Genomic DNA, 25,433 nt, shown 5'->3' on the forward strand with positions numbered 1-25,433 from the left:
ATCCCCGAGGTGGGTTATATCGGATCGCGGCCCCGATCACGAGACTTATCCCCAGAAGCCCGTTCGGCCCTCGGCCTCCGGCCGCGCGTCCGACCATCGACGTGACGTGACGTGGCGGGCGGGAACGGAGGCTGAGGGCCGTGGGCGAACGAGGTCAGGCGGCGATGGGTTCGGGGTGGGTGTCGCCGGAGCCGGCGGGTGACGTGGCCGCGGCTTCGGGCAGAGCCTCGGCCTTGGCGGCCACGCCCGGGGTGGTGCGGAGGGGGACGAAGCGGGCGCCGGCAGCGATGAGGAGGGCCAGGACGACGACGGTGCCGACGCCCACGCGCAGCGAGGTGGCGTCCGCGAGGAAGCCGACCACGACCGGGCCGAGCAGCAGGCCGCCGTAGCCCATCGCGCCGACCTGGGCGACCGCCGCGGCGGGACGGTCCGGGGCGGCGGCGCCGGCCAGCGAGATCGTCGTCGGGACGACCGTGCAGACCACGAGGCCCGTCACGAAGAACCCGGCGATCGCCACCGGCGGCACCGGCGCCAGGACGACGACGAGCATCCCGGCCGCGGTGCCGAGGCCCGCGCCGATCATCAGCCGGCGGGTGCCGACCCGCATCCGGACGCGGTCGCCGACCAGCCGCCCGAGCAGCATCGCCAGCTCGAACACCGGGTAGCCGGCGGCGGCGACGGCCTCGGTCGCGCCCAGCTCGTCGTGCAGGAGCAGCCCGCTCCAGTCGGCGATCGACCCCTCGGTCATGAACGCGATGAAGCCGAGGACGCCGATGAGGTAGACGGCGGCGGGCAGCCGGCGCGCCTTGCGTCCCGTCCCGGCCGCGGCGGGCGCCACGGGGTCGGGCAGGTAGGTGCGGCCGAGCGCGAGGCCCGCGGGCAGCGACAGCAGCGCCGCGGTCAGCACGGTCTCGGTGAACCCGAAGCCGGCGGCCGCCGTGACGACGCCGAACAGGCCGCCGCTCATCGCGCCGACGCACCAGCCGGCGTGCATGCCGCTCATGATCGGCCGGCGGTACGCCTGCTCGACGACGCTGCCCTGCGCGTTCATCGCGATGTCGGTGATGCCGAACGTCATGCCGAACAGCGCGACGGCGGCGAGCAGCACGCCGTAGCTCGGCGCGAGCGCGACCGCCACGTAGGACACCGCCGTCAGCGGCAGCGCGACCCGCAGCGCGCCGCGGCTCCCGGCGCGCGCCAGCACGCCGCGCAGCGCCTGCATGGCCGCGATCGCCCCGAGCCCCCAGACGAGGACGACGATGCCGATCTCGCCCTCGTTCGTCCCGAACTTGCCGGCCAGCGCGGGCATGCGCGCCACCCACACTCCGGTCAGCAGGCCTGCCAGTGCGAAGGTCAGGAACGTCCCCGAACGGGCACGGAACAGCATGGTTCACCTCTTTCCAGGCTCGGCGGAGCACGCGCCCCGGTCGTGTGACGGACGTCATGGAACGCTCCAAACCCCTTGGGGTCCGGAGCGTCCGGAATTTCGGGTGGGGGACGCGCCAGGCGCCCCCGCGTCATCGCTCCAGCAGGCTCAGCAGCCGCTGTTTCAGCGTTTCGAGCTGCCCGGCGTCGTACAGCCCGGGGTCATGGCTGACCACCTCCCAGAGGCCCTCGGCCGCCAGCCGGACGACCGTCGCGGTGCCCGGGTCCGGGTCGTCCGCGGGGTCGCGGCCGTGCCAGCGCCGCATCGCCTCGTTCAGCGGCTCGGCCTGCTCCGGGTCGGCGGCGGCGGCCGTGATGGCCGACCAGCGCCGGTAGGCGCGGGCCTCGCCGGTGAGGATCTCGAACGTGGCCTCGACGTACGCCCGGGTGTAGGCGCCCGGGGCGCCGTCCCCGAAGGAGTCGATGTAGGAGGCGATCAGGTCGTCGAACTCCTCGATGACCCGCGCCACCATCGCCCGGACGAGCGCCTCCTTGGTGGGGAAGTGGTAGAGCAGCCCTCCCTTGCTCACGCCGGCGCGCTCGGCGACCGCGGTGAGCGTCAGCGCCTGCGTGCCCTGCTCGGAGAGCACGGACTCGGCGGCGTCCAGGAGAGCTTCCTTCTTCATGACCCCTCAACTGTACCGGCTGGACGGTATAGAGGCCAACCGCGGGTCATCACGTCCTATTCCGCCGCGGCGCGGGCGGTTTCCGGCCCACCGCCGGGCGCCCGGAAGGAACAGAGGGGGCGCGGATACTGTTGTCCGCGTGGTGACCTACCTCGACCATGCGGCGACGACCCCGATGCTGCCCGAGGCCGTCGAGGCGATGACGGCGGAGCTGCGCGAACTCGGGAACCCGTCCTCGCTGCACGCCGTCGGCCGGCGCGCCCGCCGCGTCGTCGAGGAGTCCCGCGAGATCATCGCCGAGGCGTTCGGCGCCCGCCCGAGCGAGGTCGTGTTCACCTCCGGCGGCACCGAGGCCGACAACCTCGCCGTCAAGGGGATCTACTGGGCGCGCCGGGCGGCCGACCCGTCCCGCGTCCGCGTGCTGGCGGGCGCCGTCGAGCACCACGCCGTCCTGGACGCGGTGCAGTGGCTCGCCGACCACGAGGGGGCCAAGGTCGACCTCGTCCCGGTGGACGAGCAGGGCCGCGTCACCCCGGACGCGCTCCGCGAGGCGCTCGGCTCCGGCGACGACGTGGCGCTCACCACCGTGATGTGGGCGAACAACGAGGTCGGCACCGTCCAGCCCGTCGCCGACCTGGCCGACGCCGCCCGCGAGCGCGGCGTCCCGCTGCACACCGACGCCGTCCAGGCCGCCGCGCAGCTGCCCATCGGGTTCGCGGCGAGCGGCGCGCAGGCCCTGACCGTCACCGGCCACAAGCTCGGCGGGCCCATCGGCGTCGGCGCCCTCCTGCTGGCCAAGCCGAAGCCGCCGGTGTTCCTCGACCCGGTGCCGCTGCTGCACGGCGGCGGTCAGGAGCGCGACGTCCGGTCCGGGACGCTCGACACGCCCGCCATCGCGGGGTTCGCCGCCGCCGTCCAGGCCACGGTCGCCCGCCGCGAGGCCGAGACGAGCCGCCTCACCGAGCTGCGCGACCGGCTGATCGGCGCCGTCCGCGCCGCCGTGCCGGAGGCGGTCCTGAACGGCGACCCCGCCGACCGGCTCCCCGGCAACGCGCACTTCTCCTTCCCCGGCTGCGAGGGCGACGCCCTGCTCATGCTGCTGGACGCGCGCGGCATCGCCTGCTCCACCGGCTCCGCGTGCTCGGCCGGGGTCTCCCAGCCCAGCCACGTCCTGATCGCGATGGACGCGAGCCCCGAACGCGCCCGCGGCTCGCTGCGCTTCACCCTCGGCCACACCACCACGGAGGCCGACGTGAAGGCCCTCGCCGACGCGATCGGCCCGGTCGTGGAGCGCGCCCGCCGCGCGGGTCTTACCTGATCTGTCCGGGTTTGACCGTCCCTTGAACGGGGACAGCGTGCCCGTGGCGACGGACGTGAGCGATCGGCTCAAACAAGCGGCGGGGCACCCCTGGTTCCATCATCTGTCCCGGGTCGGACTGGTCGCGCGCGGCCTCCTCTACCTGCTCATCGGCTGGCTCGCCCTCCAGGTCGCCTTCGGCGGCGGCGGGCACGAGGCCGACCGCACCGGCGCGCTGCAAGCCGTCGCGGACCAGCCGGGCGGCATGGTCATCCTCTGCCTGATGGCGGCCGGCTTCGCCGCGCTCGCCCTGTGGCAGTACTCCGAGGTGCTGTTCGGACGCCCGCTGCGCGACGGCGACCGTCCGGCCAAGCGCCTCGGCTCGGCCGCTCGCGCCGTGGTCTACACGGCCGGCTTCGCGGCGACCCTGGCGTTCCTCCTCGGCTACCACGGCAAGTCGAGCGACGAGCAGTCCAAGGCCGTCACCGCCCGCGCGATGGCCGAACCCGGCGGCCGCTGGGCCGTCCTGGCCGTCGCCGCCGGATTCGTCGTGTGGGGGATCGTCGTGATCGTGAACGCCGCCCGCCGCGCGTTCCTGGACGAGCTGGAGACCGCGCGGATGGGCCGCGTCACGCACCGCCTCGTCCAGCCCCTCGCGATCGTCGGCAACACCGCCCGCGGCCTGGTCGGCGCGGCCGTCGGAGCCTTCCTCGCCTACGCGGCCGTCACCTTCCAGCCGCAGAAGGCCCAGGGCCTTGACGGCGCCCTCCGCGAGTTCGCCGCCACTCCCGCCGGTGCCTGGGGCCTCGCGGCGGTGGCCTTCGGTGTGCTGACGTTCGGCCTCTACAGCTTCTGCGAGGCCCGCTACCGCAAGGTCGACGCCACCCGTCAGGGCTGGTAGGGGGCGAGGGCCTTCCAGCCGGGGTCGGCGGTGGAGGCCACCTTCGCCTTGCCCTCCGCCCAGCCGGCGGCGAGCTGGTCGAGTTCGGAGATGACGCCGGAGTCGGGGTCGGCGTAGAGGTGGAAGACGCGCAGGCCGTCACCGGTCTCCCGGACGGCGAGGACCGCGCGGTCGCCGAGCTTGGCGAGCTTCTTCTCGAAGGCGCGCAGCGCGCCCGACGACGGCTCGACGGGCAGCCGGTCGGGGTTGCTGTTGGCGTACGGGACGCTGATCGCCACGTGCAGGTCGCAGAGCGGGTAGTCCTGGCGGTGCAGCGGGAACCGGGCGCCGAGGCGGGCCGGATGGCCGCGCGGGGTGCGGCCCTCGCCGGTCAGCCAGGCGGGCTCGGCGAACGGCTCGGCGATCTGCTCGACGACCGAGGCGAGCATCGACGGCGGTAGCGCGTCGATCGGCGCGTCCGTCGCGATCGTGACCTCGCCGACCCAGCGGGCCACGTCGTCCTCGCCGAGCGCCCAGTGCAGGACGTTCAGCGCGACCTGGAGCTGCTGCTCCTCGGAGACGAAGAGGAAGTCGGGGTGGTAGGCGCTGATGTGCACGCGGGCGCGGTCGGCGTCGGCGCGCATGCCGAGCCGGACGTACTCCAGGTCGAACTCGTGGTCGCCGAGGACGAGGTCCTGGGCGAGCATCTCCGGGTCGGCCTGGCGGGCCGGGTGGAAGGTCCAGCCGCCGGCCGCGCCGCGGGACGGCGCGGAGCGGACCCAGCGCTCGGTGAGGCCGCGCAGTTCGGGGTCGCCGCCGCCGGTCACGGTCAGCGACGGGGCGTCGGCGCCGCCGATCTCCCACAGCAGCCCGGGATGGATCTTGCGGACGCGGCGGGACAGCTCCTCGATCGCGTCCGCCGACAGCCCCTCGCCGGGCACGGCGGGTTCGGCGGGCTCGGAGCCCTCGGCCGGGTCGGGCCCGGCGGCCAGCGAGGCCTCGATCGTCGGGCGGGCCTGCGCCCACCACTCCCAGAACTCGCTGATGGCGGGCGGCGCGGCGGCGGACGCCTCGCGCGGGCGGCGGAAGATTCCCATAGCGGCCCCAATCGTACGCGGAAATACGGTCGGCCGACCGGGCCACGCCGCGTACGCTCGAAGGCACTATGACCTTGCGTGTACTCGCCGCCATGTCCGGCGGCGTCGACTCCGCCGTGGCCGCGGCCCGCGCCGCCGAGGCCGGGCACGACGTCACCGGCGTCCACATGGCCCTGTCCAGCAACCCCCAGTCGTACCGGACGGGGGCGCGCGGCTGCTGCACCCTGGAGGACTCCCGGGACGCGCGCCGCGCCGCCGACGTGATCGGCATCCCGTTCTACGTGTGGGACCTCGCCGAGCGCTTCCACCACGACGTGGTGGAGGACTTCGTCAGCGAGTACGCGGCCGGCCGCACCCCGAACCCGTGCCTGCGCTGCAACGAGAAGATCAAGTTCGCGGCGCTGCTGGACCGGGGGATGGCGCTCGGCTTCGACGCCGTCTGCACCGGGCACTACGCCCAGCTGGACGGCGGCGTCCTGCGGCGCGGCGTCGACGAGGGCAAGGACCAGTCGTACGTGCTGGCCGTGTGCACGCCCGAGCAGCTCGCGCACGCGCTGTTCCCGCTCGGCGACACGTCCAAGGCCGACATCCGGCGCGAGGCGGAGCGGCGCGGCCTCCAGGTCGCCGACAAGCCCGACAGCCACGACATCTGCTTCATCGCCGACGGCGACACGCGCGGCTTCCTCGCCGAGCGGCTCGGCTCGGCGCCCGGCCCCATCGTCGACGCCGACGGCAACGAGGTCGGCGAGCACGACGGCGCCTACGCCTACACGATCGGCCAGCGCAAGGGCCTGCGGCTCGGCACCCCCGCGCCGGACGGGCGGCCCCGCTACGTCCTCGACATCTCCCCGGTGACCAACACGGTGACCGTGGGGCCGCGCGAGTCGCTGGACGTCCAGGAGATCACCGGCGAGCGCCCGGTGTGGCTGGGCGAGGCCCCGGACGGCCCGTTCGGCTGCCAGGTCCAGCTCCGCGCGCACGGCGAGGTCTACGACTGCACGGCCGAGCAGGTGGACGGCGAGCTGCGCATCCGCCTCGCCACCCCGGCCCGCGGCGTGGCGACCGGCCAGGCCGCCGTCCTCTACCAGGGCGACCGCGTTCTGGCCTCGTCGACGATCGCCGACACGACCCGAGTCCCCGCCTGACGCACGCCGGCCGTCCTGGGAATGCGGGCGGTCGCGGGCGGCTTAAGGTCTCTTAGGCGAATTCTGGGAGGCGTGCTGTGAAGTTCGGTGTTTCGACCTTTGTGACGGATGACGGGATCGGGCCGGCGGCGCTCGGGCGGGCGCTGGAGGAGCGCGGGTTCGGGTCGCTGTTCCTGGCCGAGCACACCCACATCCCGGTGAAGCGGGAGTCGCCGTGGCCGGGCGGGGCCGAGCTGCCCCGGCACTACTACCGGACGCTCGACCCGTTCGTGGCGCTGACCGCCGCGGCGGTCGCCACCGAGCGGCTGCGCGTCGGCACGGGCATCGCGCTGGTCGTCCAGCGGGATCCGATCCTGCTGGCCAATGAGGTCGCGTCCCTCGACCTGGTCTCCGGCGGACGGGCCGCGCTCGGCGTCGGCGCGGGCTGGAACCGGGAGGAGATGCGCAACCACGGCACCGACCCCGTGACCAGGATGCGGCTCCTCCGCGAGCGGGTACTGGCCGTCAAGGAGCTGTGGACGAAGGACGAGGCCGAGTTCCACGGGGAGTTCGTCGACTTCGACCCGGTGTTCTCCTACCCGAAGCCCGTCCAGGACCCGCATCCTCCCGTGCTGATCGGCGGGGCGGGCCCGACGACGTTCGACCGGGTCGTGGAGTTCGGCGACGGCTGGATGCCGATCTACGGGCGCGGCGCCGGGGAGCTGGCCGGGCAGATCGCCGAGCTGCGCGAGCGGGCGGGCCGCCGCCTCCCGGTGACGGTGTTCGCCGTCCCCGCCAAGGGCGAGGTCGTCGCCGACCTGGAGGCCGCGGGCGTCGACGAGGTGCTGTTCAACCTGAAGACCGAGCCGGAGGACGACACGCTCCGCGACCTGGACCGGCTCGCCGCGCTCCTGTGATCACAGCGCCGATAGGGTCTGCGGTGTGACGAGTCGCCCCTGGGGGACCACCCCCAGACCCCCGAAAGAGCCGAGGTACCCCTGGCATGCGGGCGCGGCGACCGGCATCGGCTCGTATCCGGGGGACGATCCCGCCGAGGCGCTGCGGGTCGTCCTCGGTGAGCTGCCCGAGATGCCGCACCTGCCCGAGCTGCCCGCGCGTGGCCCCGGCGCCGACATCGCCGGGCGGACGGCAGGGCTGCTGGTCGACATGCCGGTGCACCTGGAACCGTCCGGGTGGCGGTTCTCCGACCGTCCGGGCCGCGACACGCTCCGCTCCCGCGACCACCTCGCCCGCGACCTCGACGTCCTGGAGGAGGTCGCGGGCGGCCACGACGGGCCGTTCAAGATCCAGGTGTGCGGGCCGTGGACGCTGGCCGCGTCGATCGAACTGCGGCACGGCGACCGGGCGCTGAAGGACCCGGGCGCCGTCCGCGACCTGGCCGCCTCGCTCGCGGAGGGCGTCGCCGCGCACGTCGCCGACGTGCGGCGGCGGCTGCCGGCGGCGGAGATCGTCCTGCAGCTGGACGAGCCCGGCCTGCCCGCCGCGCTGGCCGGGACGGTCCCGACCGCCAGCGGGTTCTCGCGGCTGCGCGCCGTCGAGGAGCCCGTCGCCGAGGACACGCTGCGCACGGTGATCGAGACGGCCGGCGCCTACACCGTCGTGCACTGCTGCGCCCGGAACGTCCCGTACGGGCTGCTGCGCGGCGCGGGCGCGAAGGCGATCTCGGTCGACCTGCGGCTGGTCCCGGAGCGCGACGACGACGCGGTGGGGGAGACGATCGACGCGGGGACGGCCCTGTTCCTCGGGGCGGTGCCCGCGACCGACACCGTCCTGCCGTCCCTCCAGGAGACCGGTGACCCGGTGCAGGGGTTGTGGCGGCGGTTCGGTTTCCCGGCCGCGCAGCTGGCGGAACAGGTCGTGATCACCCCGGCGTGCGGGATGGCCGGGGCCTCGCCGCGGTACGTCCGGGAGGCCCTGAAACGCTGCCGCGACACGGCCCGGATGCTTTACGAAGCGGCCGACTGAGCAGGGTGTGCCGGTGGCCGTATTGTCGGACGTGTTGGCGACAATGGGGGCATGACCATGAGCGACGGCGTTCCCACCGAGGCACGGCAGCGGCACCTGGAGCTGAGCGAGCGGCTCGAAGACGCCAACTACCGGTACTACGTCCTCGACCAGCCGACGCTCACCGACGCCGACTACGACCAGCGGATGCGGGAGATCCGCGAGCTGGAGGAGCGGCATCCTGAGCTGGTCACGCCCGACTCGCCGACGCAGAAGGTCGGCGCGCCGATCGTCACCGACTTCGCGACCGTCCAGCACCTGGAGCGGATGCAGAGCCTCGACAACGCGATGAGCGCGGACGAGCTGCTCGCGTGGGACGAGCGGGTCGTCAAGGAGGCGGGCAAGGTCGCCGGCTACCTGTGCGAGCTGAAGATCGACGGGCTGGCGATCGCGCTGACGTACGAGAAGGGGCGGCTGGTCCGCGGGGTCACCCGCGGCGACGGCCGCACCGGTGAGGACGTCACCAACAACATCCGGACGATCGCCGACGTCCCCGACCGGCTCGCGGGCGACGGCTGGCCGGACGTGCTGGAGGTCCGCGGCGAGGTGTTCCTGCCGGTCGAGGGGTTCGAGCAGGTCAACGCGGCGCAGGTCGAGGCGGGCAAGGACCCGTTCGCCAACCCGCGCAACGCGGCCGCCGGGTCGCTGCGGCAGAAGGACCCGCGGGTCACCGCGCACCGGCCGCTCGGCATGCTCGTCCACGGGTTCGGCGCGTGGCGGGGCGGCACGCAGCCGGAGAGCCAGTCCGGAGCCTACGAGGTGATGCGCGCCTGGGGGCTGCCGGTCAGCGACCGCTACAAGGTCGTCGGCGGGCTGGACGCGGTCCGCGACTACATCGCCGAGTACGGCGAGAACCGGCACGGCACCGCGTACGAGATCGACGGGGTCGTCGTGAAGGTCGACCAGTTCTCGCTGCAGCGGCGGCTCGGATCGACGAGCCGGGCGCCGCGCTGGGCCATCGCGTGGAAGTACCCGCCGGAGGAGGTCAACACCAAGCTCCTCGACATCAAGGTCGGCGTGGGACGTACCGGGCGCATCACCCCGTACGGCGTGATGGAGCCGGTGAAGGTCGCCGGGTCGACGGTCGACCGCGCGACGCTGCACAACGGGGGCGAGGTCAAGCGCAAGGGCGTGCTGATCGGCGACACGGTCGTGCTGCGGAAGGCCGGCGACGTGATCCCGGAGATCGTCGCGCCGGTCACCGCGCTGCGGGACGGGTCCGAGCGCGAGTTCGAGATGCCCGCGCACTGCCCCGAGTGCGGCACCGGGCTGGCGTACGAGAAGGAGGGCGACGCCGACATCCGGTGCCCGAACGCGCGGTACTGCCCCGGGCAGCTGCGTGAGCGGCTGTTCTTCGTGGCGAGCCGCAACGCGCTCGACATCGAGGCGCTCGGATACGTCGCGGCGACCGCGCTGACGCAGCCGCTGGAGCCGTCCGACCCGCCGGTCAAGAACGAGGGCGACCTGTTCCACCTGACCGTCGACCGGCTCCTGCCGATCCGCAGCGTCGTGCTGGACGCCAAGACGGGCACCGCCAAGACCGACCCGAAGACCGGCGAGCAGAAGACCGTCTCCTTCTTCGCCAACAAGGAGGGCGAGCCGAAGAAGACGGTCGAGATCCTGTTCGACGAGCTGGAGAAGGCGAAGGAGCAGCCGCTCTGGCGGGTGCTGGTGGCGCTGTCGATCCGGCACGTGGGGCCGTCCGCGGCGCGCGACCTCGCCCGCGAGATGCGCTCGATGGACGCGATCGCCGGCGCCACCGAGGAGGACCTGGCCGCGGTCGACGGCGTGGGCCCGACCATCGCCGCGTCGATCAAGAAATGGTTCGCCGTCGACTGGCACCGGGAGGTCGTCGACAAGTGGCGGGCCGCCGGCGTCCGGATGGAGGACGAGGGCGCAGCCGGCCCGCGTCCGCTGGAGGGCGTCAGCGTGGTGATCACCGGGTCGCTGGAGGGGTTCAGCCGCGACTCGGCGACCGAGGCGGTGCAGCGGCTCGGCGGCAAGGTGTCGGGGTCGGTGTCGAAGAAGACCGGGTTCGTCGTCGTGGGCGACAGTCCCGGGTCGAAGTACGACAAGGCCGTCAAGCTCGGCGTGCCGGTCCTGGCGGAGGAGGGCTTCCGCGTCCTGCTGGCCGATGGGCCAGATGCGGCCAAAAACGTGACTATGCGCGCCGAGGGTTAACACGGTGTGGTTGCGGGGGTTCCGACCAGGGTTGCGTTACTGAGGGGTACACTTCAACTACCCATCGGTGAGGGGTGGGTGCGATATGGGCATAACGGAACGTACGCAATCGGTTTCGCGAAGTTGACCAAAGGCCGTACTCTCCCTCTCATCACGACCCACACCTGAATCTCCGGACGTAACACCCGGGGGGCGTCCCCCGAGGTCGGGGACGTCCCGGTGCCGGGGGACGGCCCCCCGAATCCCCCCGAGGATGTGATGAAGGACCCGAACAACACGCGGAACACGGCGCCACGCCGCGGCTCCCCGTTGTGGATCTACTTCCTCGTCGTCATCCTGCTCGGCGTCGCCGTCGGCGGCACCGCGTTCTCCGGGCTGAGCCGCCCCGACCTCGACGCGCTCGCCGGCACGCCGGTGTTCTGGATCCTCGGCTGCTTCATCATCTTCGGCGAGCTGCGGCCGATCATCACGCCCGGCTCCACCGAGAACAACGGCGCCACCACCTCCACCACCTTCTCCTTCGCCGCGCTGCTGTACGCCGGGCTGCCGATCGCCGCCGCCCTGCAGGTCGTCGCCGTGATCACCTGCGGGATCTTCCGCTCCCGCGCCCCGCACCGGATCGCCTTCAACGCCGCCCAGTACACCCTCAGCCTCGCCGCGGCCCAGCTCGTCCTCGCGCTCTTCGGCGACCTCGCCACCCCGTCCAGCCTGTGGGTGCCGCACGGCACCGACCTGCCCGCCATCGCGCTCGCGGGCGCCGTCTACTTCGTCTGCAACGACATGCTCGTCGGCGCGGCCGTCGCGCTGCACGCCCGGGTGTCGCTGGTCAAGGCGCTCCGCTGGGACCTCGCCTACCAGGTCCTCGTCCACCTGGCGCTGCTCGGGCTGGCCCCGCTGATGGTCGTCGCGATGGACCGGTCGGCCGTCTTCGTGCCCCTCATCGTCCTGCCGTTCATCGCCGTCTACCTGAACGCGTCGGTGTCCGTCCGGCGCGAGCACCAGGCCCTGCACGACGGGCTGACCGGGCTGCCGAACCGCAAGCTGCTGATCGTCCGCACCGAGGAAGCGCTCGCCGAGGCGCGCGGCGCCGACCGCCGCCGCCGTCCCCGCGCGGCCGGCCTCGGCCTCCGCAAGACGACCGACCCGCCGCACCACCGCGCCGGGCTGTTCCTCCTCGACCTCGACCGGTTCAAGGAGGTCAACGACACCCTCGGGCACCCCACCGGCGACCGGCTGCTGCAGCTCGTCGCGCACCGGCTCACCCACAGCGTCCGCCCCGGCGACCTCGTCGCCCGGCTCGGCGGCGACGAGTTCGCGGTGCTGCTGCCCACCGTCCGGGACGAGGCCGCCGCCCGCGAGGTCGCCGCCCGCCTCCGCGCCGCGCTCAGCGAACCCGTCCGGCTGGACGGCATGTCGTTCGACCTGGAGGGCAGCGTCGGCATCGCGCTGTTCCCCGACCACGCGCCCGACTTCGAACTGCTCCTGCAGCGCGCCGACGTCGCCATGTACAACGCCAAGGAGGCCCGGTCCGGCGTCGAGATCTACTCGCCCACCAAGGACCGCAACTCCCCGGCCCGGCTCAGCATGCTCGGCGACCTGCGCCGCGCCCTCGACCGCTCCGAACTCGAACTCTTCTACCAGCCGAAGGTCTCGCTGCGCGACGGCCACCTCGTCGGCATGGAGGCCCTGCTCCGCTGGCGCCACCCCGACCAGGGCGTCCTCGAACCCGACGCGTTCCTGTCGGTCGCCGAGCAGACCTACCTGATGCGCTCGATCACCCACTACGTCGTGGAGGCCGCGCTCGCGCAGACCGCCGCCTGGTGGCGCGAGGACCTGGCCATCCAGGTCGCGGTGAACGCCTCCGGCCGCGACCTGCTCGACACCGGCCTCACCGAGACCATCGAGGAGGGCCTGCTCGCCCGCGGCCTGCCCGCCGCCGCGCTCCAGCTGGAGATCACCGAGCGCATCCTGATGAACGAGCCCGCCTACGCGTCCGAGACCGTCGCCGCCCTGGCCGACCTCGGCATCCCGCTCAGCCTGGACGACTTCGGCACCGGCTACTCCTCCCTCGTCCGGCTCAAGCGCCTCCCCGTCGAGGAGATCAAGATCGACGCCTCGTTCGTGCAGCGGATCGCCGAGTCCCCCGACGACGCCGTCATCGTCCGCTCCATCGTCGACCTCGTCCGCACCCTCGGCCTCCGCTCGGTCGCCGAGGGCGTCGAAGACCCCGCCACCGCCGAGGCCCTCCGCCAGATGGGCTGCGACGCCGCCCAAGGCTGGCACTTCGGCCGCCCCATGGACGCCAAGTCCGCCACCGACTGGCTCCGTTCGTATTCATTCGCGTTGCCGTCGGTCCAGGCCCCCGGCACCGCCTGAACCGACAGAACCGCGTGCGATCGCTGCATCGCTCCGGCTCGCCTGGCGGCTCGCTGCGCGATCAGGGTCTCGCTTCGCTCGGCCCTGCCTTCGGACGCGATCGCGATTCCTTGGGTTGTTGCGTGGTTGCGGCGGTGGCGGAGGTCGTTGCGACACGGGGCGCCCGGCTTGTGTGCTGTTTCTGACGCATCGCCTTACGCCCGGTTTGGACGGGCGCTACCATCCCGGGTCATGAACAACGCCGCGCGTGGAGTGATCCTCAGCCTCGGCTTACTGGGCATGGCGGTCATGTTCTTCGGGATCATGGACTACGTGACCACGGAGGACTTCAAGGCGTCGGACCTCGCCGGGACGATCGGGTGCGGCTTCGTCATGCTGTCGTGCGCGGTCATCGCCGCGGCCGCGCTGGCGGGCATGAAGCCCGAACCGCCGAAGCCGACGGCGTCCCCCTACCAGCAACAGCAGGGCCTCGTCCCACCCCAGGCCGAGCCCTATCCTCACCACGGCGCCGTGCCGCCCCAGTACCCGCCGCAGCACTAGCAAGTAGTGGCGGCGCTCTTCGCGGACGCGACGACCCCAGCCGCCACCGCGACCACGCAACAACCTCAATCGTCGCGATCGCGCATCGAGCTGCAAGGCGAGCCGGATGCGATGCCAGTGATCGCACTGCCAGAGACACCCCCCTGTAAACCGGTCGGTCGGTGAGGGTGCGGCCCATAGGATGGCGGGGAACCCACTTCATCGCAGGAACGGTTTCTCTCATGTCCGCCATCACCCGTGACGAGGTTTCGCATCTCGCCCGGCTGTCCCGGCTGGCGCTCGGCGACGATGAGCTCGACCATCTCGCCGCCCAGCTCGACCAGATCATCTCCGCGGTCGCGCGGGTGCAGGAGGTCGCGGCGGAGGACATCCCGCCGACCTCGCACGCCCTGCCGCTGACCAACGTCTACCGGACGGACGAGGCGCGCGAGTGCCTCACGCCCGAGCAGGCCCTCGCCGCCGCGCCGGCCACCGAGGGGCAGCGCTTCCGCGTACCGCGGATCCTGGACGAGGAGGCCTGACCGGTGACTGGAACGGAGCGCAGCGGAGTGGAAGGCACCGGTCAGGCGGCACGTGCCGGGGGGTCTGGGGGGTCGTCCCCCCAGAAGGACACTGCGGAGCTGGTCAGGAAGACGGCGGCGGAGCTGGGAGAGCTGCTCTCCGCCGGTGAGGTGTCGGCCGCCGAGGTGGCCGAGGCGCACCTGGACCGCATCGCGGCGGTGGACGGCCAGGTCAACGCGTTCCTGCACGTCGACCGCGAGACGACGCTGGCGCAGGCCCGCACGGTGGACGAGCGGCGCGCCGCGGGGGAGAGGCTCGGCCCGCTGGCCGGCGTCCCCGTCGCGCACAAGGACGTGTTCACCACCACGGACATGCCGACGACCGCCGGGTCCAAGATCCTCGAAGGGTGGCGTCCGCCGTACGACGCGACCATCACCGCGCGGCTGCGCGAGGCCGGGCTGGTGATCCTCGGCAAGACGAACATGGACGAGTTCGCGATGGGCTCGTCCACGGAGAACAGCGCGTACTTCACGTCCCGCAACCCGTGGGACCTGGAGCGGATCCCGGGCGGCTCGTCCGGGGGCTCGTCGGCGGCGGTCGCCGCCTACGAGGCGCCGCTGTCCACCGGCACCGACACCGGGGGCTCCATCCGGCAGCCCGCCTCCGTCACCGGCATCGTCGGCATGAAGCCCACCTACGGCGGCTCGTCGCGCTACGGCGTGATCGCGTTCGCGTCCTCCCTCGACACGCCGGGCCCGTTCGCCCGCACCGTCCTGGACGCGGCGCTGCTGCAAGAGGCGTTCAGCGGCCACGACCGGATGGACTCGACCTCCGTCGCCGAGGCCGTCCCGCCGGTCGTGGAGGCCGCGCGCCACGCCGACGTCGACGGCCTGCGCATCGGCGTCGTGAAGGAGTTCGCCGGCGACGGCTACGACCCGGGCGTCTCGGCCCGCTTCGACGAGGCGGTCGAACTCCTCGAGTCACTCGGCGCGAAGGTCGTCGAAGTGTCCTGCCCGCACTTCACCTACGCGCTCCCCGCCTACTACCTGATCGCGCCGTCGGAGTGCTCGTCCAACCTGGCCCGCTTCGACGCGATGCGGTACGGCCTGCGCGTCGGCGACGACGGCACCCGCAGCGCCGAGGAGGTCATGGCGCTGACCCGCGCCGAGGGCTTCGGCCCCGAGGTGAAGCGCCGCATCATGCTCGGCACGTACGCGCTCTCCTCGGGCTACTACGACGCCTACTACGGCAAGGCGCAGCAGGTCCGCACCCTGATCAAGCGCGACTTCGAGGCCGCGTTCGAGCAGGTGGACGTCCTCGTCTCGCCGACCACGCCGACCACCGCGTTCCCGATCGGCGAGCGCGCCGACGACCCGATCGCGATGTACCTCGCCGACCTGTGCACGATCCCGGCGAACCTCACCGGCAACGCCGCGATCTCGGTGCCGTGCGGCCTGTCCGACGGCCTGCCGGTCGGCCTGCAGATCATGGCCCCCGTCCTCGGCGACGACCGCGTCTACCGCGTCGGCGCCGCCGTCGAGCGGGCCCTCGAAGACCGCTGGGGCGGCCCCCTGCTGGCCAAGGCCCCGGCCCTCTAGCCGACCACGGAACGGCGCCGGTGCGACAGGACCGTGGAAGCGTTGAAAGGACTGCATTACCTGTGAGCGTGGAAACGCCGATGAAGTATGACGAGGCGCTGGCCAGGTTCGAGCCGGTGCTCGGGATCGAGACGCACATCGAGCTGGGTACGGCGTCGAAGATGTTCTGCGGGTGCCCGACGGGGTTCGGGGCCGAGCCGAACACGCAGGTGTGCCCGGTGTGCCTCGGGCTGCCGGGGTCGCTGCCGGTCACGAACCGGTCGGCGATCGAGGGGATCATCAAGATCGGGCTCGCGCTGAACTGCGACATCGTGGAGTGGTGCCGGTTCGCCCGGAAGAACTACTTCTATCCGGACATGCCGAAGAACTACCAGATCTCGCAGTACGACGAGCCGCTCTGCGTGGACGGGCACCTGGACATCGAGGTCGAGGGCGAGACGTACCGGATCGAGATCGAGCGCGTCCACATGGAGGAGGACACCGGCAAGTCGCTGCACGTCGGCGGGACGACCGGGCGGATCCAGGGCGCCGAGTACTCGCTGGTCGACTACAACCGGGCGGGCATCCCGCTGGTGGAGATCGTCACGAAGCCGATTCCGGCGACCGGCGACCGGGCGCCGCTGGTGGCGCGGGCGTACGCGACGGAGCTGCGGGAGCTGGTCCGGTCGCTCGGGGTGTCGGACGTGCGCATGGAGCAGGGCTCGATGCGCTGCGACGTGAACGTGTCGCTCATGCCGCGCGGGGCTCAGGAGTGGGGCACCCGGACGGAGACGAAGAACGTCAACTCGCTGCGGTCGGTGGAGCGGGCCGTCCGGTCGGAGATCGAGCGGCAGGCCGGGGTGCTGGACGGCGGCGGGCGCGTGGTCCAGGAGACGCGCCACTTCCACGAGGAGGACGGCCGCACCACGAGCGGGCGCAGCAAGGAGGAGGCGCAGGACTACCGGTACTTCCCCGAGCCCGACCTGGTGCCGATGGCGCCGTCGCGGGAGTGGGTGGAGGAGCTGCGGGGGACGCTGCCGGAGTTGCCGGCCGCGCGGCGCGGCCGCATCCAGGGGGAGTGGGGCCTGTCCGACCTGGAGCTGCGGGACGTCGTCAACGCCGGCGCCGTCGACCTCATCGAGGCGACGATTATTCAGGGCACCGACGCCGGCGCGGCGCGCAAGTGGTGGATGAACGAGCTGTCGCGGCGCGCGACCGAGCAGGGCGTCGAGCTGGCCGACCTGCCGATCACGCCGGAGCAGGTCGCCCGGGTGCAGGCGATGCTCACGGCCGGCGAGCTGAACGACAAGCTGGCGCGGAAGGTGTTCGAGGGTGTCCTCGCGGGCGAGGGCACGCCGGACGAGGTCGTCGCGAAGCGGGGGCTCAAGATCGTCAGCGACGAGGGCGAGCTGTCGTCGGTCATCGACGAGGTGATCGCGGGCAACCCGGACGTCGCCGACAAGATCCGCGCCGGGAAGGTCGCCGCGGCCGGTGCCCTCGTGGGCGCCGTGATGAAGGCGACCCGCGGGCAGGCCGACGCCGGCCGGGCGCGCGAGCTGATCCTGGAGAAGCTCGGCGCGTCCTGACCGTCAGCGGACGGGGACGTCGAGGATGCGGTCGTCGTCCTGGGTCGGGTCGCCGCGGCCGTCGCGGTTGCTGGTGGTGATCCATAGGGAGCCGTCGGGGGCCGTGACGGCGGCTCGCAGGCGGCCGTAGTCGTTCTGGTAGTGGGCGACGGGGCGGCCGGTCCTGCCGTTGTCGAGCGGGATCTCCCAGAGGCGTTCGCCGCCCAGGGCGGCGGCCCACAGGGAGCCGCCCGCGTAGGCGAGGCCGGACGGGGACGCCTCGTCGGTCGTCCAGGTCAGCAGCGGCTTGGTGAAGCCGTCGCCGTCCTCGTCGCCCTCGACCTCGGGCCAGCCGTAGTTCTTGCCCTTCTGGATCAGGTTGATCTCGTCGAAGCGGTTCTGCCCGAACTCGGTGGCGTAGAGGCGGCCCTTGGCGTCCCAGGCGAGGCCCTGGACGTTGCGGTGGCCGTACGTCCAGACGCGGTTGCCGAACGGGTTGCCGGGCGCCGGCTTGCCGTCGGGTGTGACGCGGAGGATCTTGCCGCCGAGGGAGTTCTTGTCCTGCGCGACCGGGCCGTCCCCGGTCTCGCCGGTGGTGATGTACAGCATCTTGTCGGGGCCGAACTCCAGCCGCCCGCCGTCGTGGTTCGGGCCCTTCGGGATGCCGGTGACGATCGGCTCCGGCGTGCCGAGACGCCCGTCGTAGGTGGCGCGGACGACACGGTTGTCGGACGCGGCCGTGAAGTACAGGTAGACCAGGTGGTCGGTGGAGTAGGACGGGGACACCGCGACGCCGAGCAGCCCGCCTTCGCCGGCGGGTTCCACGCCCGGCACCGTGCCGACGGTCGTCTTCTTCCCGGACGGCGACACGCGCATCAGGTGGGCGGTGTCGCGTTCGGTCACCAGGGCGTCGCCGCCGGGGAGGAACGCGACCGCCCATGGAACCCGCATGCCGGTGGCGACGGTGCGCGGGCCGCCCGGCTTCGCCGTGCCGGACGGGGTGCCGGCGGCCGGCGCCGGTGTACCGGCCCCGCCGTCCCCGCCGGACGACGAGCAGGCCGCCAGCAGTACGGCGGCCGAAACGAGAACGATGGCGTGCTGTCGCATGAGCGCCTCCCGTAGGTAGTACGGTTCCCGGCGGCCCGCCGTTCCCCGTCACCGAGCGTAATCCCGGGCATGCCGCCGATTCGGGCAGGTTTGGCTTTCGGACGTCCCAAACCGTTCGCCGAGGCGGTCGTTCGTCGCCGGGAGGACGCAGAGCCTCAATCGGTCCGTGACCTACCGAACGTACAGTGAGCGACACGGTGATCCCGTAGTGCAGCAGTGTCGCTGATCTTCGGCAGGTGGAGCCGGCGTGCTCGCCACCGGACCGCGCCGATCCTGCGCGGGGCACGATCCGTGACCTTCCGGCCGTTATCCATGCGGTGAAGGTCGTGGACCCGACTCTCTCCCCTGCCGCGGGCGCGGCGTCTGCAGGGACCGATTTCGCTCCACCGGGGCTGGAAGGGACACGGCGCGATGAGCGGCGACTACGCCAGGCGGGTGTCGCCGCGTGCGCTGCCCGTCGCCGTGGCCGCGATCGTCGGTGTGCTGTACGCCACCGGCTCGCTGCTCGGCTGGGGCGGCAGCGCCTTCATCGCGTGGGCCGAGGCGGGCGCCGCGGGCGCCGCCGCGATCTCCCTGCTGCTGTCGTCCCGGCGGCCGGACGGCGTCAAGGCGGACACGGCCGGCGCCCCCGGCGGGATCTGGCGGGCGTCCTGGCGCTGGTACGGGATCGCCGCCGCGTCCTGGTTCGCCGGCGCGGTCGGCAGCGCCCTCTCCGATGGCAGCGGCCGCAGCGCGCTGTCGCTGTCGGTCCCCGATCTGTTCTACCTGTTCGCCGTGGTCGCGCTGGTCACCGGGCTCGTCGTCCCGATCAGGCTGCCCCGCGACACCGGCACGTGGCTGCGCTACGCCGCCGACACCTACGTCTGCGCCTGCGCGCTGTTCGTGCTCGGCTGGGTCGCGCTGTTCGGCACCCTCTACCACCGGTCGGGGGAGTCGCCGCCCGAGTTCCTGCTGGAGCTGCTGTACCCGCTGATCGACATCGTGTTCGTCTGCGGCTCACTGCCGTTCGTCCTCGGCGCCGCGCGCGGCCACCGCCGGCTCGCCTGGATGGGGTACGGCGCGCTGACCGCCATCGCGGTCGCCGACATCGTGTCCACGTTCGTCCGGCTGGACGGCGGCGGGGCGGCCGACGACCCGTCCGACATCCTGCGGCTCGCCGGGCTGCTGCTCCTGCTGCTGGTGCCGTGGACGGGCCCGGCCGCCGGGCCGGAGCTGCCCGTCGACGACATCCCCGAGGACGTCGCGGCCCGCACCGAGGAGTGCGGCCGCATGATCGGCCCCGGCATCGCGCCCGCCGCGGTCGCCGCCGCGGCGGCGCTGTTCATCGCGGGCCACTCGCTCACCGGGCGCAACGGCCTGGAGCCCGGCATCTCGATCGCCGCGGGCTCGGCGGCGCTGGTGCTGATCGGGCGGCTCGCCGGGCTGCTGCGCGAGAACGACGCGCTGCGCCGGGCCGTGGACACCGGCGAGGAGCACTTCCGGGCGCTGTCGGAGAGCATCAACGACGCGGTGCTCATCTGCGACCTGGACGCCACCGTCCGGTACGCCAGCGCGGGCGCGCTGCGGACCTACCACTACACGCCCGACGAGCTGCTCGGCCGCCCGCTGAACGAGCTCGTCCACCCGGAGGACCTGCCGCGCGTCCAGCAGGTGTTCACCGAGTTCCTGGAGGAGCCGTCCGACGACGTCGGGCCGCTGGACGCGCTGCGCGTGTCGTGCCGGGTCCGCGCGGCCGACGGGACGTGGCTGCCCACCGAGTCGACGATCTCCCGGTACAGCGCCTCGGACGGGACGCCCGCCCGGCTGCTGGTCACGACCCGCGACCTGAGCGAGCAGGCGGCGCTGCAGCGGCAGGTCGCCCACCTGACGTTCCACGACGGGCTGACGGGCCTGCCGAACCGGTCCTACTTCGAGGAGCGCACCCGGGAGGTGCTGTCGCGGCAGGAGTCCGGCGGCAGGGCCGCGGTCGTGTTCGTCGACCTGGACGGGTTCACCGCGGTGAACGACTCCGACGGGCACGCGGCCGGCGACCAGGTGCTCGCCCAGGCGGCCCGGCGGCTGCGCGCGAACGTCCAGTCCGACGACACGGTGGCGCGGTGGGGCGGCGACGAGTTCTGCGTCCTGGTCCAGCTGCCGCCGGACGACGGTGAGACGCGCGCCACAGTCGAGCTTGCGGGACGGCTCCTGCGCGTACTTTCGGTCGACCCTTACCAGGTCGGCAACAAGCACATCGTTTTGACGGCGAGTGTCGGCATCGCGTTCGCCGGGGACGCCGAGCAGCCGGCCGGCGCCGCCGCCGACGCGGGCCGCAGGCTCCGCCGCACCGCCGCCGACCTGCTGCGCAACGGCGACCTGGCGATGGCCCGCGCGAAGGAGGCGGGCGGCGGCCGGGTCGAGGTGTACGCGCCGCACATGCACGCCGACGTCGTCCGGCGGCTGGAGCTCGGCAGCGACCTGCAGGCCGCGCTCGCCGAGGAGCAGTTCTCCGTCGAGTTCCAGCCGGTCGTCGACCTCGGCACGTCCCGGGTGACCGGGGTGGAGGCGCTGCTGCGCTGGTGGCGGGGGAGCGAGGCGGTGCCGCCGGAGGAGTTCATCGGCCCGGCGGAGGAGTCCGGCCTGATGATCCCGCTCGGCGACTGGGTGCTGCGGGAGGCGTGCCGGGAGGTCGCCCGGTGGCGCGGCGACTCGTGGGACATCGGCCTGTCGGTCAACTTCACCGCCCGGCAGATCGCCGCGCCCCGGTTCGTGGAGTCGGTCGCGGCGGCCCTCGCCGAGACCGGGCTGCCGCCGCAGGCGCTCACCCTGGAGGTGCGCGAGGAGGTCCTCGTCGAGGACGCCGGCCAGAACGTGGAACGCCTGTCCGAGCTGCGCGACCTCGGTGTGCGGCTCGCCATCGACGACTTCGGCACCGGGTACGCCTCGCTCGCCTACCTCGGCCAGCTCCCGGTCGACATCCTCAAGATCGACCCGTCGTTCGTGGCGGGCCTCGGCTCGGACGAGACCCGCACGCTGCTCACCCGGACGATCGTGCGGCTCGGCAGCGACCTCGGGCTGACCGTGGTCGCGGAGGGCATCGAGCGGCCCGAGCAGCTGGAGCTGCTGCGCGAGATGGGCTGCCCGCGCGGCCAGGGCTTCCTCGTGGCGCGCCCGATGGAGGCGCGGCGGGTCGAGTCGCTGGTGCGGCGGAACCTCGCCGAGCAGGACCGTCCGGGCGACGTCGCCCTGCCCCTCCCGGGGTGACCGGCACCACCCGGCGTCTTAAAATCTGAGACAAAGCGTCCAAGGATTTGACCGGGGGGCGGACATCGGCGAAAGTGGGCTCGTGCAGAGCACCTCCACCATCCTCGTAGTACTTGGTCGGCGCGCAGGCTGACCAAGCTTTCCGTCCTGCGCGCCTCCCCTCGACCGCCTCACGGCGGCGGGGGTTTTTTGTTGCCCGGCGAGCCAAGACTCACTCCCCAAGGAACCGCAGAAATGACGACCGAACAGATGACGGGAGCCCAGGCGCTGGTCCGCGCCCTGGAGAACGTCGGCGTCGACACCGTGTTCGGCATTCCGGGTGGCGCGATCCTCCCGGCGTACGACCCGCTGTTCGACTCCGCGAAGCTGCGCCACATCCTCGTCCGGCACGAGCAGGGCGCCGGCCACGCCGCCCAGGGCTACGCGATGGTGACCGGCAAGGTGGGGGTCTGCATGGCCACCAGCGGGCCCGGCGCGACCAACCTCGTCACCGCGATCTCCGACGCCTACATGGACTCGGTGCCGATCGTGGCGATCACCGGCCAGGTCGCGTCCTCCCTCATCGGGACGGACGGCTTCCAGGAGGCCGACATCGCCGGCATCACGATGCCGATCACCAAGCACAACTTCCTGGTCACCAAGGCCGGGGACATCGCCCGCACGATCGCCGAGGCGTTCCACATCGCGGGCACCGGCCGGCCCGGCCCGGTCCTGGTCGACATCGCCAAGGACGCGCTGCAGTCCACGGTCGGCTTCGAGTGGCCCGTCGCGCTGCAGCTCCCCGGGTACCGGCCCGTCACCCGGCCGCACTCCAAGCAGGTCCGCGAGGCGGCCCGGCTGATCGTGGGCTCCGAGCGGCCGGTGCTGTACGTCGGCGGCGGCGTGCTGAAGGCGGGCGCGTCCGCGGAGCTGAAGGTGCTCGCCGAGCTGACCGGCGCACCCGTCGTCACCACGCTGATGGCCAAGGGCGCGCTGCCCGACAGCCACCCGCTGCACATGGGCATGCCGGGCATGCACGGCGGCGTCGGCGCGGTCGGCGCGCTGCAGCGCGCCGACCTGCTGGTCACCCTCGGCGCCCGGTTCGACGACCGGGTCACCGGCAAGCTGGACGGCTTCGCGTCGCACGCCAAGGTCGTGCACGCCGACATCGACCCGGCGGAGATCTCCAAGAACCGGCACGCCGACGTCCCGATCGTCGGGGACGCCCGGGAGGTCATCGCCGACCTGATCGTCGCCGTCCAGAACGAGCACGAGGCCGGCCGCAAGGGCGACTACACCGACTGGTGGCGGCAGCTCAACGCCTGGCGCGACACCTACCCGCTGGGCTACGACACCCCGGGCGACGGGTCGCTGTCCCCGCAGTACGTCATCGAGCGGATCGGGCGGATCGCCGGGCCGGACGCCTACTACGTCGCGGGCGTCGGCCAGCACCAGATGTGGGCCGCGCAGTTCATCAAGTACGAGCGGCCGGGCGCGTTCCTGAACTCCGGCGGCGCCGGGACGATGGGCTACGCCGTCCCCGCCGCGATGGGCGCCAAGGTCGGCGCGGCCGACACCACGGTCTGGGCGATCGACGGCGACGGCTGCTTCCAGATGACCAACCAGGAGCTCGCGACGTGCGCGATCGAGGGCATCCCGGTCAAGATCGCCGTGATCAACAACGGCAACCTCGGCATGGTCCGGCAGTGGCAGACCCTCTTCTACGAGGGGCGCTACTCCAACACGAGCCTCCAGTCCGCGAAGCGGATTCCCGACTTCGTGAAGCTCGCCGAAGCGTACGGTTGCGTCGGCCTGCGCTGCGAGAAGGCCGAGGACGTCGACGAGGTCATCGCCAAGGCCATGGAGATCAACGACGCGCCCGTCGTGATCGACTTCGTCGTGCACCAGGACGCCATGGTCTGGCCGATGGTCGCGGCCGGCACCACCAACGACGACATCAAGATCGCCAGGGACATGGCGCCCGACTGGGAGAACGGAGACTGACCCCGATGAGCCTGCACACCCTCTCGGTGCTGGTGGAGAACAAGCCCGGCATCCTGGCAAGGGTCGCGGCGCTGTTCTCCCGCCGCGGCTTCAACATCGAGTCCCTCGCGGTCGGCGTCACCGAGCACCCGGAGATCTCCCGGATGACGATCGTGGTGAACGTCGCCGACCTGCCCCTCGAACAGGTCACCAAGCAGCTCAACAAGCTGATCAACGTGCTGAAGATCGTCGAGCTGGACCCCTCGGCGTCCGTCCAGCGCGAGCTCGTGCTGGTCAAGGTGCGCGCCGACGCCGAGACGCGCTCGCAGGTCCTGGAGACCGTCACGCTGTTCCGTGCCAAGGTGGTGGACGTCGCGCCCGACGCCGTCACCATCGAGGCCACCGGCAACCGCGACAAGCTGGACGCGTTCATCAAGGTCCTGGAGCCGTTCGGCATCAAGGAGCTGGTGCAGTCGGGCATGGTGGCCGTCGGCCGCGGCGCCCGCTCCATCACCGACCGCTCGCTGCGGGCCATCGAGCGCAGCGCGTGAACACATCTATCAACGACGAAAGGCAGCAGCACTGTGGCTGAGATGTTCTACGACGACGCCGCCGACCTGAGCGTGATCCAGGGCCGGCACGTGGCGGTCATCGGCTACGGCAGCCAGGGGCACGCGCACGCCCTCTCCCTGCGCGACTCGGGCGTCGACGTGCGGGTCGGGCTCCGCGAGGGGTCGGCCAGCCGGGAGCTGGCCGAGGCCGAGGGCCTGCGCGTGGTCACCCCGGCCGAGGCGGCCGAGGAGGCCGACCTCATCATGCTGCTGGCCCCCGACCACCACCACCGGGAGATCTTCGAGAAGGACATCAAGCCGGCGCTCGTCGAGGGCGACGCGCTGTTCTTCGGGCACGGCTTCAGCATCCGATACGACCTCGTCCAGCCGCCGGAGGGCGTGGACGTGGCGATGGTCGCGCCGAAGGGCCCGGGGCACCTCGTCCGCCGCCAGTTCGTCGCCGGGCGCGGCGTGCCGGTGATCGTGGCCGTGGAGAAGGACCCGTCCGGCAACGCCTGGCCGCTGGCCCTGTCCTACGCCAAGGCCATCGGCGGCCTGCGCGCGGGCGGCATCAAGACCACCTTCACCGAGGAGACCGAGACCGACCTGTTCGGCGAGCAGTCCGTGCTGTGCGGCGGCGTCTCCGAGCTGATCAAGACCGGGTTCGAGGTGCTCACCGAGGCCGGCTACCAGCCGGAGGTGGCCTACTTCGAGGTCCTGCACGAGATGAAGCTGATCGTCGACCTCATGTACGAGGGCGGCATCTCCAAGATGTACTGGTCGGTGTCCGACAACGCCGAGTACGGCGGCTACAGCCGCGGCCCGCGCGTGATCACGCCGGAGACCAAGGCCGCGATGAAGAAGATCCTCGGCGAGATCCAGTCCGGGCAGTACGCCAAGGAGCTGGTGGACGAGTTCGAGGGCGGCCAGAAGCAGTTCGGCCAGTACCGCGAGGACCTGGCCGAGCACCCCATCGAGAAGACGGGCGCCGAACTGCGCCCCATGATGAGCTGGCTCAACGACTGAATTTGCCCAGGGGTAGCGACCCCCCTGGAACCCCCCGTCACGGGCGGGAGGCCGTTCCCGATCCGCTTCGCGTCTCGGGAACGGCCTCCCGCCCGGCGGGTCGTGCGACCTCCGGGCGCTAGATGTACTTGGCCATGATCTTGGTGACACCTGACCGGTAGGTGTTTGATCAGCAAGAAGACCTCCGGGCGTAGTGGAGTTTGCACGCTTCACCAGCACCCGGAGGTCTCAGTGAGTCACGCTAACGCCCGTCTGACATTCCACGGCAGATGCCTGCTGGTTCGCCGTGTCGTGCAGGACGGCCGGCCGGTCGCGCACGTCGCGGCCGAGCTG

General features: G+C 72.4%; 19 protein-coding genes and 1 pseudogene. 16 read left to right on the forward strand and 4 right to left on the reverse strand.

From position 1 onward, the window contains the following. Window positions 1-154: 154 nt before the first annotated feature. Both E1293_RS23620 and E1293_RS23625 read right to left on the reverse strand, forming a co-directional pair. The gene (locus E1293_RS23620) at window positions 155-1,387 is read right to left on the reverse strand and encodes an MFS transporter (protein WP_132199634.1); all 1,233 of its coding nucleotides are present in this window, start codon (window positions 1,385-1,387) and stop codon (window positions 155-157) included. Window positions 1,388-1,517: 130 nt separating this feature from the next. Further along, complete coding sequence (locus tag E1293_RS23625) at window positions 1,518-2,051, reverse strand: TetR/AcrR family transcriptional regulator (RefSeq protein WP_132199635.1); 534 nt, start codon at window positions 2,049-2,051, stop codon at window positions 1,518-1,520. Window positions 2,052-2,193: 142 nt separating this feature from the next. Here E1293_RS23625 and E1293_RS23630 point away from each other — a divergent pair, with 142 nt between their 5' ends. Both E1293_RS23630 and E1293_RS23635 read left to right on the forward strand, forming a co-directional pair. Then, window positions 2,194-3,369, forward strand: a complete 1,176-nt coding sequence (locus E1293_RS23630) for a cysteine desulfurase family protein (protein ID WP_132199651.1) — start codon at window positions 2,194-2,196, stop codon at window positions 3,367-3,369. Between the two features lie 55 nt (window positions 3,370-3,424). After that, entirely contained in the window at window positions 3,425-4,249 is an 825-nt protein-coding gene (locus E1293_RS23635) for a DUF1206 domain-containing protein (protein ID WP_243716450.1), read from the forward strand. Here E1293_RS23635 and E1293_RS23640 read toward each other — a convergent pair. Further along, a complete protein-coding gene (locus tag E1293_RS23640; protein ID WP_132199637.1) occupies window positions 4,237-5,325 on the reverse strand; it encodes a DUF695 domain-containing protein in 1,089 nt (362 codons plus the stop codon). The genes E1293_RS23635 and E1293_RS23640 overlap by 13 nt on opposite strands. Before the next feature lie 68 nt (window positions 5,326-5,393). Between E1293_RS23640 and mnmA the strand changes: the two genes are divergently transcribed. The 9 genes from mnmA to gatB all read left to right on the forward strand — a co-directional run bounded on the left by mnmA (window position 5,394) and on the right by gatB (window position 17,235). Further along, entirely contained in the window at window positions 5,394-6,470 is a 1,077-nt protein-coding gene (mnmA, locus tag E1293_RS23645) for a tRNA 2-thiouridine(34) synthase MnmA (protein ID WP_132199638.1), read from the forward strand. Window positions 6,471-6,571: 101 nt separating this feature from the next. Further along, window positions 6,572-7,366 carry an LLM class F420-dependent oxidoreductase gene (locus E1293_RS23650; RefSeq protein ID WP_243716452.1) on the forward strand — a complete coding sequence of 265 codons (795 nt, stop codon included), beginning with the start codon at window positions 6,572-6,574 and terminating at the stop codon, window positions 7,364-7,366. 25 nt (window positions 7,367-7,391) lie between these two features. Next, window positions 7,392-8,435 carry a methionine synthase gene (locus E1293_RS23655; RefSeq protein ID WP_132199640.1) on the forward strand — a complete coding sequence of 348 codons (1,044 nt, stop codon included), beginning with the start codon at window positions 7,392-7,394 and terminating at the stop codon, window positions 8,433-8,435. A 51-nt stretch (window positions 8,436-8,486) separates the two neighbouring features. After that, on the forward strand, window positions 8,487-10,655 hold the full coding sequence (gene ligA, locus E1293_RS23660; RefSeq protein ID WP_132199641.1) for an NAD-dependent DNA ligase LigA: 2,169 nt from the start codon (window positions 8,487-8,489) through the stop codon (window positions 10,653-10,655). 258 nt (window positions 10,656-10,913) lie between these two features. After that, complete coding sequence (locus E1293_RS23665) at window positions 10,914-13,031, forward strand: putative bifunctional diguanylate cyclase/phosphodiesterase (protein ID WP_132199642.1); 2,118 nt, start codon at window positions 10,914-10,916, stop codon at window positions 13,029-13,031. Between the two features lie 231 nt (window positions 13,032-13,262). Further along, window positions 13,263-13,571, forward strand: coding sequence for a hypothetical protein (locus E1293_RS23670; RefSeq protein WP_132199643.1), 309 nt, complete (start codon window positions 13,263-13,265; stop codon window positions 13,569-13,571). 221 nt (window positions 13,572-13,792) lie between these two features. Beyond that, window positions 13,793-14,092, forward strand: coding sequence for an Asp-tRNA(Asn)/Glu-tRNA(Gln) amidotransferase subunit GatC (gatC, locus tag E1293_RS23675; RefSeq protein ID WP_132199644.1), 300 nt, complete (start codon window positions 13,793-13,795; stop codon window positions 14,090-14,092). Window positions 14,093-14,191: 99 nt separating this feature from the next. Then, window positions 14,192-15,670 (forward strand): Asp-tRNA(Asn)/Glu-tRNA(Gln) amidotransferase subunit GatA, encoded by a 1,479-nt coding sequence (gatA, locus tag E1293_RS23680; RefSeq protein ID WP_132199652.1) that lies wholly within the window; start codon window positions 14,192-14,194, stop codon window positions 15,668-15,670. 80 nt (window positions 15,671-15,750) lie between these two features. Further along, window positions 15,751-17,235 carry an Asp-tRNA(Asn)/Glu-tRNA(Gln) amidotransferase subunit GatB gene (gene gatB / locus E1293_RS23685; protein WP_132199645.1) on the forward strand — a complete coding sequence of 495 codons (1,485 nt, stop codon included), beginning with the start codon at window positions 15,751-15,753 and terminating at the stop codon, window positions 17,233-17,235. Between the two features lie 3 nt (window positions 17,236-17,238). On the opposite strand, the gene E1293_RS23690 is transcribed toward gatB, so the two are convergent. Continuing rightward, window positions 17,239-18,321: a PQQ-dependent sugar dehydrogenase gene (locus E1293_RS23690; protein WP_132199646.1), complete on the reverse strand. Its 1,083-nt coding sequence runs from the start codon at window positions 18,319-18,321 to the stop codon at window positions 17,239-17,241. A gap of 411 nt (window positions 18,322-18,732) precedes the next feature. On the opposite strand from E1293_RS23690, the gene E1293_RS23695 reads away from it, so the two are divergent. From E1293_RS23695 to E1293_RS23715, 5 genes and pseudogenes are all read left to right on the forward strand, one after another. Beyond that, a complete protein-coding gene (locus tag E1293_RS23695; protein ID WP_132199647.1) occupies window positions 18,733-21,561 on the forward strand; it encodes a putative bifunctional diguanylate cyclase/phosphodiesterase in 2,829 nt (942 codons plus the stop codon). 234 nt (window positions 21,562-21,795) lie between these two features. Beyond that, a complete protein-coding gene (locus E1293_RS23700) occupies window positions 21,796-23,544 on the forward strand; it encodes an acetolactate synthase large subunit (RefSeq protein WP_132199648.1) in 1,749 nt (582 codons plus the stop codon). Window positions 23,545-23,549: 5 nt separating this feature from the next. Continuing rightward, window positions 23,550-24,074, forward strand: coding sequence for an acetolactate synthase small subunit (gene ilvN, locus E1293_RS23705; RefSeq protein WP_132199649.1), 525 nt, complete (start codon window positions 23,550-23,552; stop codon window positions 24,072-24,074). Window positions 24,075-24,116: 42 nt separating this feature from the next. Continuing rightward, window positions 24,117-25,100 carry a ketol-acid reductoisomerase gene (gene ilvC / locus E1293_RS23710; protein ID WP_132199650.1) on the forward strand — a complete coding sequence of 328 codons (984 nt, stop codon included), beginning with the start codon at window positions 24,117-24,119 and terminating at the stop codon, window positions 25,098-25,100. Between the two features lie 231 nt (window positions 25,101-25,331). Then, window positions 25,332-25,433, forward strand: a pseudogene (locus E1293_RS23715) (IS481 family transposase); the annotation flags it as partial.

The sequence above is a fragment of the Actinomadura darangshiensis genome (assembly GCF_004349235.1).
In the GTDB taxonomy this organism is placed as follows: Bacteria; Actinomycetota; Actinomycetes; order Streptosporangiales; family Streptosporangiaceae; genus Spirillospora; species Spirillospora darangshiensis.